Here is a 13,132-nt window from a genome sequence, read left to right on the forward strand (position 1 = left end):
AAATCTCCTCGCCAGTGGGTGTAACACCATACTGGCAAGGAAATGAAGGCACGCACAGACCAAAAAAGGACATCCTCGTGCCTCTCCCGGACAAGCGTATTTACGACATCAGCGGCAACAGCTGTTGGTAGATTTTGCGGAACACGTCGCGCCTCTCCGCGTACCGCGCATGGCGCGCCGCGTCAGGCAAATGCGCCTGTTCAAGCGTAAGCTGCGGCAACAGTTGCGAAAGCGGTTGTTCCGGATGAATGGCTATCTGCGCCAGACGCGCGGCACCGAGCGCGGGCCCAACATCCCCTCCGGTGCGGAAATCCAGCTGCAACCCGCTGATATCAGACAGCATCTGTCGCCAGTAAGGGCTTCGCGCACCGCCGCCAATCAGGGTGACGCTCGTCGGTTTCAGGCCGCAGTCGTGCACCACGTCCATCCCGTCGGCCAGCGCATAGCCCACGCCTTCCAGAACCGCACGCGCCAGTTCTGCCGGGCCATGTTGATGGGTTAAGCCAAAGAACACCCCTTTCGCTTCCGGGTTGTTGTGCGGGGTACGCTCGCCGGAAAGATACGGTAAAAACCAGACGGTACCCGCAGCGTCATCCGCCTGCTGGGCTGCGGAAATGAGCGCCGGAACGTCGGCCATGCCGGTGAGTTTTGCCGCCCAGGCCAGGCAGGATGCCGCGCTGAGCATCACCGACATCAAATGCCATTTCCCGGGAAGGGCATGACAGAAACTGTGCACAGCGCTTTCAGGATTACTGCGATACCCGTCGCTGACGGCAAAATAGACGCCGGACGTTCCCAGCGACAGCATCGCCTGCCCCGCCTCAACCATGCCGACACCGACAGCGCCCGCCGCGTTATCGCCGCCCCCGGCCACCACCGGTACGGCAGGCATATTCCAGCGTTCAGCAACGGCTGGCAGCAGCGCGCCTGTCACCTCACAGCCTTCGTACAGCGTTGGCATATGTTCCCGGGTCAGATAGCATGCATCCAGCATCGCCTCGCTCCAGTCGCGCTTCGCCACGTCGAGCCACATGGTGCCGGCGGCATCGGACATGTCGCTGGCGAAATCGCCCGTTATGCGAAAACGCAGATAGTCTTTCGGCAGCAGGACTTTCGCCACCTGACGGAAAATCTCCGGTTCGTGGCGCTGCACCCACAGCAATTTGGGCGCAGTAAAGCCGGGCATCATCAGGTTGCCGGTAATCTCCCGGGAATTGGGCACGCGTTCCTCAAGAAGCGCGCACTCTTCCGCACAGCGGCCATCGTTCCAGAGGATCGCTGGACGCAGCACGCGATGCTGGCTGTCGAGCAGCGTAGCGCCGTGCATTTGTCCGGCAATTCCCAGCGCTTTCACGTCACGAAGGCTGTGCTGCTCACCTAAGGCTTTAATTGCGCGATCCGTCGCCTGCCACCACTGCTCCGGATCCTGTTCTGACCACAGCGGATGCGGACGTGAAACCTGCAGCGTTTCCGTCTGCGTTGCTAAAACGTCGCCCTGCTCGCTCAACAGGATGGCTTTCACACCCGATGTGCCAAGATCGATCCCGATATACATTACGGTGACTCCTTTAACAGAAATGCCCGGTGGCGCTAACGCTTACCGGGCCTACGTGCATTTTCAGCTCAATCACTTATCAAACAGATAGTGGTTTACGAGATTTTCCAGCAGTTCCTGGTGCCCGCTCTGGTGCTGCGGCGCCAGCTGCTGTTGTTCAGCGTACTTCGCAATTTCCGCCAGCGATAACTGACCTTTCAAGATTTGCTGGCCCAGCTCACTGTTCCAGCCGCTGTAACGCTTCGCTACGCGTTTATCCAGCTCGCCGTCTTCAATCATACGAGCCGCCACTTTCAGCGCCAGCGCCATGGTGTCCATCGCGCCAATGTGGCCGTAGAACAGATCATATTTGTCGGTGCTCTGACGACGCACCTTGGCGTCAAAGTTCAGGCCGCCGGTGGTGAAACCGCCCGCTTTGACGATTTCGTACATCACCAGCGCATTCTCTTCCACGCTGTTCGGGAACTGATCGGTGTCCCAGCCCAGCTGTGCATCGCCACGGTTCGCATCGACAGAGCCGAAAATGCCCAGCGCAATGGCAGACGCGATCTCGTGATGGAAAGAGTGGCCCGCCAGCGTGGCGTGGTTGGCTTCAATGTTCACTTTGATCTCTTTTTCCAGACCGAACTGCTTCAGGAAGCCATACACCGTCGCCACGTCGTAGTCATACTGATGCTTGGTCGGTTCCTGCGGTTTCGGCTCAATCAGCAGCGTGCCGCGGAAGCCGATTTTGTGCTTATGGTCGACAACCATCTGCATAAAGCGGCCAATCTGCTCGCGCTCCTGACGCAGGTCGGTGTTCAGCAGCGTTTCATAACCTTCACGGCCACCCCACAGGACATAGTTCTCGCCACCCAGCTGATGCGTAGCGTTCATTGCCGTCACCACCTGCGTGGCTGCCCAGCTAAACACTTCCGGATCCGGATTGGTTGCCGCGCCCGCGCCGTAGCGTGGGTTGGTGAAGCAGTTTGCCGTGCCCCAGAGCAGCTTCACGCCGCTTTGCTGCTGTTTCGCCGCCAGTACATCCACCATCTGCGCAAAATTGTTCAGATACTCTTTCAGCGACGCGCCTTCCGGCGACACGTCCACGTCATGGAAGCAGTAGTACGGTACGTTCAGCTTGTGGAAGAACTCAAATGCGACATCGGCTTTGCGCTTTGCCAGCTCAATGGCCTCACCCGGCTGCTGCCACGGGCGGTCAAAGGAACCCACGCCGAACATATCGGCGCCGTTCCAGCAGAAGGTATGCCAGTAACATGCGGCAAAGCGCAGATGATCTTCCATGCGCTTACCCAGCACCAGCTCATCCGGGTTGTAGTGACGAAATGCTAAAGGATTGGTCGTTTTTGGGCCTTCGTAACGAACACGATCGAGTTGGTCGAAATAAGCTTGCATATTGAGCTCCATAATCAGGGTATGCGGCGAGTCGTTGATACAGGAGTAATAGTGAATAGACATTTTGGGTTGCTCAATTACGTTATTTCACACTGCTATTGAGAGAATGCACAACTGTGCGCTGGCTCGCAAAATAATGCGCAGACAAACTATTTTTCGGCGCGTATTCCAGAATCAAATGTAATTAAGACGTTACGTATTTTAAAATCCGATCGCGGTCATAAATTCAGAAATAAACCAAATATCATAATGAGAAGATAAAAATCTGTAATTGCCAGCCCGCCTTTCCGCGTTAAAAATTTGCTGCGTCTCAGCAGTGAATGTTTCTTTTATCTCAGCAACACATACCCCTACAAAAAGGCCTAATAATTATGAAGATAAAGAACCTGACTCTAACGCTCTGCACTACGCTCCTCCTTGCAAGCTTTGCAGGACATGCCAAAGAGGTCAAAATTGGCATGGCGATTGACGACCTGCGCCTGGAGCGCTGGCAAAAAGATCGCGATATTTTTGTGAAGAAAGCAGAATCTCTCGGCGCAAGCGTGTTTGTTCAGTCGGCTAACGGCAACGAAGAAACACAAATGTCGCAGATCGAGAATATGATCAACCGTGGCGTCGATGTTCTGGTCATTATCCCCTATAACGGCCAGGTATTAAGTAACGTGGTGAAAGAAGCCAAACAGGAAGGCATAAAAGTCCTGGCCTATGACCGTATGATTAATAATGCGGATATTGATTATTATATTTCGTTCGACAATGAAAAAGTCGGGGAATTACAGGCGCAAAGCCTGATCGACAAAGTGCCTCAGGGCAATTATTTCCTGATGGGCGGCTCTCCGGTAGATAACAACGCCAAACTGTTCCGCGAAGGGCAAATGAAAGTCCTTAAACCGTACATCGACAACGGGAAAATTAAAGTGGTTGGCGATCAGTGGGCCGACGGCTGGCTGCCAGAAAACGCGCTGAAAATTATGGAAAACGCGCTGACGGCCAACAACAACAAAATTGATGCGGTTGTGGCCTCCAACGATGCCACTGCAGGCGGTGCTATCCAGGCCCTGAGCGCACAGGGGCTGGCCGGAAAAGTCGCCATTTCAGGACAGGATGCCGATCTCGCTGGCGTAAAACGCATTATCGCAGGCACCCAAACCATGACGGTCTACAAACCGATTACCCAGCTGGCCAATACGGCGGCGGAAATCGCCGTGGAGCTGGGTAATGGCAAACAACCTAAAGCAGACGCAACGCTGAATAACGGCCTGAAAGACGTTCCGGCTCGCCTGCTCACGCCGATTGAAGTCAATAAAGAGAACATTGACGCCACCGTGGTTAAAGACGGTTTCCACAAGAAGAGCGAACTGTAATCCGGCGCGGCCCCTGCTCTGCGGGGGCGCATCACGTTGTACTGTTCTTCCCTCGGGTTATGTGGAGCGGTTATGCCCTATTTACTTGAAATGAAAAGCATCACCAAGCGCTTCGGCACGGTGAAAGCCGTCGATAACGTTAGCCTCCGGTTGAACCCCGGCGAAGTGGTTTCACTGTGCGGCGAGAACGGCTCGGGCAAGTCGACGCTGATGAAAGTGCTGTGCGGGATCTACCCACACGGCAGCTACGAAGGCGAAATCGTCTTTGCCGGTGAAGTGATTCAGGCGACACACATCCGCGATACCGAACGCAAAGGCATCGCCATCATCCACCAGGAGCTGGCGCTGGTGAAGCATCTCACCGTGCTGGAGAACATCTTCCTCGGGGCCGAAATTTCCCACCGCGGCGTGCTGGATTACGACACCATGACGCTCCGCTGCGAAAAGCTGCTGGCGCAGGTGAGCCTCAACATTTCACCGGATACCCGCGTGGGGGATCTGGGCCTGGGTCAACAGCAGCTGGTCGAAATAGCGAAGGCGCTAAATAAACAGGTCAGGCTGCTGATCCTTGATGAGCCAACGGCCTCGCTCACCGAACAGGAAACCGCGGTTCTGCTCAACATCATCCGCGATCTGCAAAACCACGGCATCGCCTGTATCTACATTTCGCACAAGCTGAACGAGGTCAAAGCCATTTCGGACACCATCTGCGTGATCCGCGACGGGCAGCACATCGGCACACGTGAAGCCACCGGGATGAGCGAAGATGACATCATCACCATGATGGTGGGCCGCGAGCTGACGGCGCTCTACCCGAATGAGCCTCACGCTAAGGGCGATGAAGTGCTGCGCGTGGAAAACTTGACCGCGTGGCACCCCGTTAACCGCCACATCAAGCGCGTCAATAACGTCTCGTTTTCTCTTCACAGCGGTGAAATTCTTGGGATTGCCGGCCTCGTCGGTGCCGGGCGCACCGAAGCCGTACAGTGCCTGTTTGGCGTGTGGCCGGGGCGCTGGGAGGGCACGCTTTATATCGACGGCCAGCCGGTGAAAATCGACAACTGCCAGCAGGCGATTGCCCACGGCATTGCCATGGTGCCGGAAGATCGTAAGAAAGACGGCATCGTACCGGTGATGGCGGTGGGTAAAAACATTACGCTTGCGGCACTCGATCGGTTCTCCGGCGCGCTGAGCAGCCTGGACGACGCCGCCGAGCAGCAGTGCATCCTCCAGTCGCTTGCCCGGCTGAAGGTCAAAACCTCCTCGCCGGAACTGGCTATTGGCCGTCTGAGCGGGGGAAACCAGCAGAAGGCGATTCTGGCGCGCTGCCTGCTTCTCAATCCACGCATATTAATTCTTGATGAGCCAACGCGCGGGATTGATATCGGTGCCAAATATGAAATCTACAAACTGATTAATCAGCTTGTACAGCAAGGGATTGCCGTCATTGTCATTTCGTCTGAATTACCCGAAGTGCTCGGACTGAGCGACCGCGTGCTGGTCATGCATGAGGGAAAACTGAAAGCCAACCTGATTAACCAGAACCTGACGCAGGAGCAGGTGATGGAAGCCGCTTTAAGGAGCGAACGTCATGTCGAAAAGCAATCCGTCTGATATCAAAGTCGCTGTTCCGACGCCCGGTGCGTTCGCGGGCTTAAAAGCGCTTAACCTGCAGGTTTTCGTGATGATCGCGGCCATTATCGTCATCATGCTGTTCTTTACCTGGATGACCGATGGCTCGTACTTAAGCGCGCGTAACGTCTCCAACCTGCTCCGCCAGACCGCCATCACCGGCATCCTGGCCGTGGGCATGGTGTTCGTGATTATCTCCGCGGAGATCGACCTGTCGGTCGGGTCGATGATGGGTCTCCTCGGCGGCGTGGCGGCGATTTTTGACGTCTGGCTCGGCTGGCCGCTGCCGCTGACCGTGGCGGTCACGCTGGTGCTGGGTCTGGTACTTGGAGCCTGGAACGGCTGGTGGGTTGCCTACCGTAAGGTGCCATCGTTCATTGTCACCCTGGCGGGGATGCTGGCCTTTCGCGGGATCTTAATCGGCATCACTAACGGTACCACCGTCTCCCCGACCAGTGCAGCCATGTCGCAGATTGGCCAGAGTTACCTCTCAGATAGCGTGGGCTTTATCATCGGTGTGGTGGGGTTGCTGGGGTTTGTCGCGTGGCAGTGGCGTGGACGCATGCGCCGTCAGGCGCTGGGGCTGGCTTCTCCAGCGTCAACGTCGGTAGTGGGGCGTCAGGCGCTCACGGCGGTCATTGTGCTGGGCGCCATCTGGCTTTTAAACGACTATCGCGGTGTCCCGACACCCGTCCTGCTGCTGGCGCTTTTACTGCTGGCCGGTATGTTTATGGCGACGCGCACCGCGTTTGGCCGCCGTATTTATGCCATAGGCGGCAACCTTGAAGCTGCCCGCCTCTCAGGTATCAATGTCGAACGTACCAAGCTGGCAGTTTTCGCCATTAACGGCCTGATGGTCGCTATCGCCGGGCTGATCCTCAGCTCGCGTCTGGGCGCCGGTTCTCCCTCCGCCGGTAACATCGCCGAGCTGGATGCTATCGCCGCCTGCGTCATTGGCGGCACCAGCCTCGCAGGGGGTATCGGGAGCGTGGCGGGCGCGGTCATGGGGGCATTTATCATGGCGTCGTTGGATAACGGGATGAGTATGATGGACGTCCCGACGTTTTGGCAGTATATCGTCAAGGGGGCCATTCTTTTACTGGCAGTCTGGATGGATTCGGCCACCAAGCGACGGGCCTGATAACCGTATTGTGACTTAATTGGGAAGTGAGCCATGTTTGAAAAGCGTCACCGCATTACGTTGTTATTCAATGCCAATAAGGCCTACGACCGTCAGGTGGTGGAAGGCGTTGGTGAATATTTGCAGGCGTCGCAATCCGAATGGGATATTTTTATTGAAGAAGATTTTCGCACCCGTCTGGAGAACATTAAAGACTGGCTGGGCGATGGCGTCATCGCCGATTATGACGATCCCGTCATCGAACAGCTGCTGACCGACGTCGACGTCCCGATTGTGGGCGTCGGCGGCTCCTACCATTCGCCCGAACACTATCCGCCGGTCCACTATATTGCCACCGATAACCATGCTCTGGTCGAGGCCGCCTTTCTTCATTTAAAAGAGAAAGGCGTCCATCGCTTCGCGTTTTATGGGTTACCAGCCACCAGCGGCAAGCGCTGGGCCGTAGAACGCGAGCACGCGTTTTGCCAGCTGGTCGCGCAGGAGAAATACCGTGGCGTGGTCTATCAGGGGCTGGAGACCGCGCCGGAAAACTGGCAGCACGCGCAAAACCGCCTGGCGGACTGGCTGCAAACGCTGCCGCCGCAAACCGGTATTATCGCCGTGACGGACGCTCGCGCGCGGCACGTGCTGCAGGTCTGCGAACATTTACACATTCCGGTGCCCGAAAAGCTGTGCGTGATTGGCATTGATAACGAAGAACTGACCCGCTATCTGTCTCGCGTGGCGCTCTCCTCCGTTGCTCAGGGCACGCGTCAGATGGGCTATCAGGCGGCGAAGCTGCTGCATCGTCTGCTCGATAAAGAATCTCTGCCGCTTCAGCGTTTGCTCGTGCCTCCTGTCCGCGTCGTGGAACGTCGCTCAACCGATTATCGCTCCTTAAGCGACCCGGCCGTCATTCAGGCCATGCACTACATTCGCAACCACGCCTGCAAAGGGATAAAGGTCGATCAGGTGCTGGATTCGGTGGGCATTTCGCGTTCGAATCTGGAGAAGCGTTTTAAAGAAGAGGTGGGCGAAACCATTCATGCCGTCATCCATGCTGAAAAGCTGGAGAAAGCACGCAGCCTGCTCATTTCCACGTCGCTGTCGATCAACGAAATCTCGCAGATGTGCGGTTACCCGTCTCTGCAATACTTCTATTCGGTGTTCCGCAAGGAGTATGACACCACGCCGAAGGAGTATCGGGATCGCCATAGCGAGGTGCTGATATAGAAAAGAAAACGCCTTCCAGTGGAAGGCGTTTTTTTGAGATTACATATGGGCGGCGATTAAGCGCTGGTTATCCTGGTACATGGCGAACAGATAGTTGTTATAGCTCTGTCCCTTTGTCGAATAACCTTTCAGCTTGTGGATCATCGTACTGGCCGTCACTTCCTGGTCCGCTTTACGCAGCTGAGCGCGTGATTTACGGAACGATGAGTAGGCAGGATGCGTGTTCAGATTCACCACATAGGCGCTGACGGAATCTTTCACAGATTCAAACTGCGAATAGCCTTTCACCTTGCCAGGTGCATTGTTACAACGACCTTTCACACATTTCATGCCGAAAAGGTTGTTGTTGCTACGCGCAAGCTTAGAAGTACCCCAGCCGCTTTCGGCAGCAGCCATGGTCGCAACCATGCTGCCCGGGATGATATCCACACGCTCAAGGAGAGCATTCCACGGCACACGACGCGTGTTACCGTTCCAGCTCAGCTTATAGCGCTTCGTGATATCTTTCAGACGCGCGCGCTCTGACGGCGACCAGCGGCTATCGTACTGCTTGGAAATCAGCCAGTTACGATCCGCAGCAATCGCGGCATTTTGACTCGTGATGTAAGGCATTACCGTCCGGAGAAACGCTTTTTTCCTTGGTGTTCCGGAAGGGTATTTTCGCAAATCAGGAAGTGAACTACTCTTTGCACTATTGCGAGAATACTCTTGTTTACTGCTAACCTTACTACTTGTCGTCTTTATTACGTGGGCTTTCTTACTCGTTGTATCCGTGTGCGTCTTCGCAAGCACCTCACCCGAAAATGCCGTGGTGAGTAACATGAGTATCGCAGCCCCATATCGTCGAATGGGAGTCGATATCATTAGGTCTCCTGGTCGGATGTAATCATCCCAACACCTTATTTTTTTCACAAATTTGAGAGCGGAATCTCAAATCATATCAAAAATAGACTTCAAGAGCACGTATAGAAATAGTCCAATTCCGAAACTATGTCACCTGAAACTTGCTCATAAAAACATCATTCCACAAAAACTGTGTGCGCTATCGCAGATAACTACCTAATTTTGCGCGAGATCACTCATCCTCACGCTTCCTCCTGGCAGAAAGCGACAGGGGATGAGTTTTTGCCCCTCGCCTGATGGCACACTGGTCAAAAATGCCGCGACAGGAAAAAGGAATGAAACGTACCGCATTAGCCTTTCTGATGTTACCCGCACTGGCGCATGCCGACTGGTCATCGCCGGGGTTTAGCGCATTTAGCGCCGAAGGCACCGGGGTCTTCACCAGCCAGGCAAAGCTTGCGAAGGGTACGCGTCCTCTGACGCTGAGTTTTGACAAGACGTGCTGGCAGCCTGCGGACGCGATAAAACTCAATGAGATGCTGTCGCTCAAGCCCTGTGACGGCACGCCGCCGCAGTGGCGTCTTTTCCGCGACGGTGACTACCAGATACGGATTGATACCCGCTCCGGCACGCCCACCCTGCTGCTGACGATTCAGAGTGCCATAGAACAGCCGGTTGCAAACGTCATCCGCCAGTGTCCGAAGTGGGACGGCAAACCGCTGACGCTGGACGTTAGCAGTACCTTCCCGGAAGGCTCCGTCGTGCGCGACTACTACAGTAAACAGACGGCGACGGTGCAGAATGGAAAAATCACCCTGCAGCCAGCCGCCCACAGTAACGGCCTGCTGCTGCTTGAGCGCGCCGAAACCGACAAGCCCGCGCCGTTTAGCTGGCAAAACGCCACCGTCTATTTTGTGCTGACCGACCGTTATGTGAATGGTGACCCGGGCAACGACAACAGCTACGGTCGCCACAAAGACGGTATGCAGGAGATTGGCACCTTCCACGGCGGGGATCTCAGAGGACTTACCGGCAAGCTCGATTATTTACAGCAGCTGGGAGTGAACGCGCTCTGGATAAGCTCCCCGCTTGAGCAGATCCACGGCTGGGTAGGCGGTGGCACCAAAGGTGATTTCCCGCATTACGCCTATCACGGCTACTACACCCAGGACTGGACGAAGCTCGACGCCAACATGGGAACCGAAGATGATTTACGCCATCTTGTCGACGAAGCGCACAAGCGCGGGATCCGCGTTCTGTTCGATATCGTCATGAACCACGTTGGTTATGCCACGCTGGCAGACATGCAGGAATTTCAGTTTGGCGCCCTGTACCTTCAGGGTGATGAGCTGAAAAAGACGCTGGGAGAACGCTGGACGGACTGGAAGCCGGGCGCGGGCCAAAGCTGGCACAGCTTTAACGACTACATCAACTTTAGCGACAAAGCCGCATGGGAGAAATGGTGGGGCAAAAAATGGATCCGCACGGACATCGGCGATTACGACAACCCCGGCTTCGACGATTTGACCATGTCGCTGGCATTTCTGCCGGATCTGAAAACGGAATCCACGACGCCTTCCGGATTGCCTAACTTTTACCAACACAAGCCCGACACCCACGCGAAGGCCATCCCGGGATATACCCCGCGCGATTATCTGACCCACTGGCTCAGCCAGTGGGTACGTGACTACGGCATCGACGGTTTCCGGGTGGATACGGCTAAACACGTTGAGCTTGCGGCCTGGCAACAGCTGAAAGACCAGGCAAGCCAGGCGCTGGCCGCCTGGAAAGGGGCGAACCCGGACAAAAAGCTCGACAACGCACCGTTCTGGATGACCGGGGAATCCTGGGGCCACGGGGTGATGCAAAGCGATTATTACCGCCACGGTTTTGATGCGATGATCAACTTTGACTATCAGGAGCAGGCGGCAAAAGCGGTGGATTGTCTGGCCGATATGGATCTCACCTGGCAGCAGATGGCGGAAAAGCTGCAAAGCTTCAACGTGCTGAGCTATCTCTCATCACACGATACGCGTCTGTTCCGCGAAGGGGGCCAGCGCGCGGCGGAGCTGCTTCTGCTGGCACCCGGCAGCGTACAAATCTATTACGGTGATGAATCCGAGCGTCCGTTCGGGCCGACAGGTTCTGACCCATTACAGGGCACCCGATCAGATATGAACTGGCAGGACGTCACGGGCAAGCAGGCCCTAACCGTCGCCCACTGGCAAACGCTGGGCCAGTTCCGCGCCCGCCACCCGGCGATCGGTGAAGGCAAGCAAACCACGCTGTCGCTGAAAGAGGGGTATGGATTCGTGCGCGAGCATAATGACGATAAGGTGATGGTGGTATGGGCAGGTAATCAATAACGGCACATTCCAGTTCCCTCTCCCTGTGGGAGAGGGTCGGGTGAGGGGAAACCCACCAGAACTATTCACTACACAAATACACTTCCGCCCTATAAAACAACAAATCCGACCACATCACCCGATTTGCACCAGCACGGTGCTAGCGTTATGGTTACCCACTTTCAAAATAAGCTCGACAGATCACCTGCTATGACGTTTTCACTTTTCGGCGACAAATTTACCCGCCATTCAGGCATTACTCGCCTGATGGAGGATCTCAACGACGGGCTGCGCACACCGGGCGCAATCATGCTCGGCGGCGGAAACCCGGCTCAAATCCCGGAGATGAATACCTATTTCCAGACGCTGCTCGCTCAGATGCTGGAAAGCGGCAAAGCAACCGATGCGCTTTGCAATTACGACGGCCCGCAGGGTAAAACCGAACTGCTGGCACTCCTCGCCGAAATGCTGCGTGACGAGCTGGGTTGGGATATCGAACCACAGAATATTGCACTAACAAACGGCAGTCAGAGCGCATTTTTCTACTTGTTTAACCTGTTCGCAGGGCGTCGCGCCGACGGCACCACCAAAAAAGTGCTGTTCCCGCTGGCACCAGAGTATATCGGCTACGCTGATTCCGGCCTGGAAGAGGATCTGTTCGTCTCCGCGCGCCCGAACATCGAGCTGCTGCCGGAAGGCCAGTTCAAATATCACGTCGATTTTGAACACCTGCATATTGGTGAAGAGACGGGCATGATCTGCGTATCGCGCCCGACTAACCCAACGGGCAACGTGATCACCGACGACGAACTGATGAAGCTGGATGCGCTGGCGAATCAGCACGGCATTCCGCTGGTGATCGATAACGCCTACGGCGTGCCGTTCCCGGGCATTATCTTCAGCGAAGCACGTCCGCTGTGGAACCCGAACATTGTCCTGTGCATGAGCCTCTCTAAGCTGGGTCTGCCGGGCAGCCGCTGCGGCATCATCATCGCCAACGAGAAAATCATCACCGCCATTACCAATATGAACGGCATTATCAGCCTTTCACCGGGCGGCATTGGCCCGGCGATGATGTGCGAAATGATTAAGCGCAACGACCTGCTGCGTCTGTCGAATGATGTGATCAAGCCATTCTATTACCAGCGCGTTCAGGAGACGATTGCGATACTTCGCCGCTATTTGCCGGAAGAACGCTGCCTGATCCACAAACCTGAAGGAGCAATTTTCCTGTGGCTGTGGTTTAAGGATTTGCCTGTCACCACCGAACTGCTCTACCAGCGCCTGAAAAAGCGCGGCGTTCTGATGGTACCGGGCGATTTTTTCTTCCCAGGACTGGATAAGCCGTGGCCGCATACGCACCAGTGCATGCGCATGAACTACGTACCCGATCCGGAAAAAATCGAAGCGGGTGTTAAAATTCTCGCCGAAGAAATTGAAAAAGCCTGGCGCGAAGGCAATTGTTAAATATTAAGGCTCTTCGGATGAAGAGCCTTATTTTTATCGTGATCTATATATTTTATAAAGGATATATCCTTCAGCTTTATTTCCCTATTATTTAAAGGGATTATTTAGGATAATTCCTGTTGTTTTAATGGCACTGTAGTAATTCAAAAATAATTAAGGAGACGTTAAATAATAATTT

At 55.2% G+C, this 13,132-nt stretch carries 9 protein-coding genes; 6 read left to right on the forward strand and 3 right to left on the reverse strand.

All coding sequences use genetic code 11. The features are described from left to right. Positions 1–100: 100 nt before the first annotated feature. Together xylB and xylA are read right to left on the reverse strand one after the other, a co-directional pair. Positions 101–1,555 (reverse strand): xylulokinase, encoded by a 1,455-nt coding sequence (gene xylB, locus SPH27_RS18255; protein ID WP_048980302.1) that lies wholly within the window; start codon positions 1,553–1,555, stop codon positions 101–103. A gap of 72 nt (positions 1,556–1,627) precedes the next feature. Further along, complete coding sequence (xylA, locus tag SPH27_RS18260) at positions 1,628–2,950, reverse strand: xylose isomerase (RefSeq protein ID WP_087823749.1); 1,323 nt, start codon at positions 2,948–2,950, stop codon at positions 1,628–1,630. 371 nt (positions 2,951–3,321) lie between these two features. Here xylA and xylF point away from each other — a divergent pair, with 371 nt between their 5' ends. From xylF to xylR, 4 genes are all read left to right on the forward strand, one after another. Next, positions 3,322–4,314 (forward strand): D-xylose ABC transporter substrate-binding protein, encoded by a 993-nt coding sequence (gene xylF / locus SPH27_RS18265; protein WP_032650791.1) that lies wholly within the window; start codon positions 3,322–3,324, stop codon positions 4,312–4,314. Positions 4,315–4,386: 72 nt separating this feature from the next. Further along, entirely contained in the window at positions 4,387–5,928 is a 1,542-nt protein-coding gene (locus SPH27_RS18270) for a xylose ABC transporter ATP-binding protein (protein ID WP_096150905.1), read from the forward strand. Beyond that, positions 5,906–7,087, forward strand: coding sequence for a xylose ABC transporter permease XylH (xylH, locus tag SPH27_RS18275; protein WP_047059745.1), 1,182 nt, complete (start codon positions 5,906–5,908; stop codon positions 7,085–7,087). Before SPH27_RS18270 ends, xylH begins: the two co-directional genes overlap by 23 nt. Positions 7,088–7,120: 33 nt before the next feature. Next, on the forward strand, positions 7,121–8,299 hold the full coding sequence (xylR, locus tag SPH27_RS18280; protein ID WP_021242460.1) for a D-xylose utilization transcriptional activator XylR: 1,179 nt from the start codon (positions 7,121–7,123) through the stop codon (positions 8,297–8,299). A 39-nt stretch (positions 8,300–8,338) separates the two neighbouring features. Here the strand turns inward: xylR and SPH27_RS18285 are convergent, their stop codons facing one another. Then, complete coding sequence (locus SPH27_RS18285) at positions 8,339–9,163, reverse strand: protein bax (RefSeq protein ID WP_182071967.1); 825 nt, start codon at positions 9,161–9,163, stop codon at positions 8,339–8,341. Positions 9,164–9,477: 314 nt separating this feature from the next. Between SPH27_RS18285 and SPH27_RS18290 the strand changes: the two genes are divergently transcribed. Both SPH27_RS18290 and avtA read left to right on the forward strand, forming a co-directional pair. Then, entirely contained in the window at positions 9,478–11,508 is a 2,031-nt protein-coding gene (locus tag SPH27_RS18290) for an alpha-amylase (RefSeq protein WP_182071965.1), read from the forward strand. Positions 11,509–11,697: 189 nt separating this feature from the next. Then, on the forward strand, positions 11,698–12,954 hold the full coding sequence (gene avtA / locus SPH27_RS18295) for a valine--pyruvate transaminase (protein WP_182071963.1): 1,257 nt from the start codon (positions 11,698–11,700) through the stop codon (positions 12,952–12,954). Positions 12,955–13,132: the final 178 nt, after the last annotated feature.

It is taken from the genome of Enterobacter sp. A103 (assembly GCF_034427535.1).
Taxonomy (GTDB): Bacteria; Pseudomonadota; Gammaproteobacteria; order Enterobacterales; family Enterobacteriaceae; genus Enterobacter; species Enterobacter asburiae_B.

Bases quoted from the DNA above. Each gene is read 5' to 3' on its own strand.
- xylF (WP_032650791.1), top strand. From the start codon at position 3,322: ATGAAGATAAAGAACCTGACTCTAACGCTCTGCACTACGCTCCTCCTT.
- SPH27_RS18285 (WP_182071967.1), bottom strand. From the start codon at position 9,163: ATGATATCGACTCCCATTCGACGATATGGGGCTGCGATACTCATGTTA.
- xylB (WP_048980302.1), bottom strand. From the start codon at position 1,555: ATGTATATCGGGATCGATCTTGGCACATCGGGTGTGAAAGCCATCCTG.
- xylA (WP_087823749.1), bottom strand. From the start codon at position 2,950: ATGCAAGCTTATTTCGACCAACTCGATCGTGTTCGTTACGAAGGCCCA.
- xylH (WP_047059745.1), top strand. From the start codon at position 5,906: ATGTCGAAAAGCAATCCGTCTGATATCAAAGTCGCTGTTCCGACGCCC.
- SPH27_RS18270 (WP_096150905.1), top strand. From the start codon at position 4,387: ATGCCCTATTTACTTGAAATGAAAAGCATCACCAAGCGCTTCGGCACG.
- xylR (WP_021242460.1), top strand. From the start codon at position 7,121: ATGTTTGAAAAGCGTCACCGCATTACGTTGTTATTCAATGCCAATAAG.
- avtA (WP_182071963.1), top strand. From the start codon at position 11,698: ATGACGTTTTCACTTTTCGGCGACAAATTTACCCGCCATTCAGGCATT.
- SPH27_RS18290 (WP_182071965.1), top strand. From the start codon at position 9,478: ATGAAACGTACCGCATTAGCCTTTCTGATGTTACCCGCACTGGCGCAT.